We start from the raw sequence: 552 nt of genomic DNA, 5'->3' as shown, positions 1-552 counted from the left end.
CCAATTAAAGGAGTTTTTATAATGACATCTTTTGAAATTAGACAAATGTGGCTAAAATTTTTTGCAAGCAAAAACCATCACATCGCAAAATCATCTTCTTTGATACCACGAAACGAAGCTAACTTATTATGGGTTAATGCAGGCATTACCCCTTTAAAAAAGTATTTTGATGGCACACAAAAACCTCCTTTTAGACGCATTACTAACGTGCAAAAATGTATTCGTACCAACGACATCAAAAACGTAGGAAAAACCTCGCGCCATCATACTTTTTTTGAAATGTTAGGCAATTTTTCTATCGGGAATTATTTTAAAAAAGAAGCTATCCACTACGCCTTTGAGTTGTTAACTTCGCCTAAATGGTTTGCTTTTCCCTTAGAAAAACTCTACATCACTTATTTTTTTCAAGACCAAGATACTTATCAATATTGGCTTGACTTAGGAGTAGAAAAAAACCACCTTATTCCTTTAAAGAGCAATTTTTGGCAAATAGGTCCTGGTCCTTCTGGTCCTTGCACCGAGATTTTTTTTGACAGAGGAAAAACTTTTGAC

The 552-nt window shown here is 34.4% G+C and carries 1 protein-coding gene; it reads left to right on the top strand.

Going from position 1 to position 552, the window contains the following annotated elements; genetic code table 11:
* Positions 1-21 precede the first annotated feature (21 nt).
* Positions 22-552: alanine--tRNA ligase-related protein (locus tag OYV_RS04295; RefSeq protein ID WP_236620299.1), on the top strand; the 531-nt coding region annotated here is incomplete at its 3' end.

Origin of the sequence: 'Chrysanthemum coronarium' phytoplasma (assembly GCF_000744065.1) — a bacterium.
Taxonomy (GTDB): domain Bacteria; phylum Bacillota_I; class Bacilli_A; order Acholeplasmatales; family Acholeplasmataceae; genus Phytoplasma; species Phytoplasma asteris.
The sequence above is the reverse complement of the archived record's forward strand: the minus strand, read 5'-3'. Positions and strand labels throughout refer to the sequence as shown.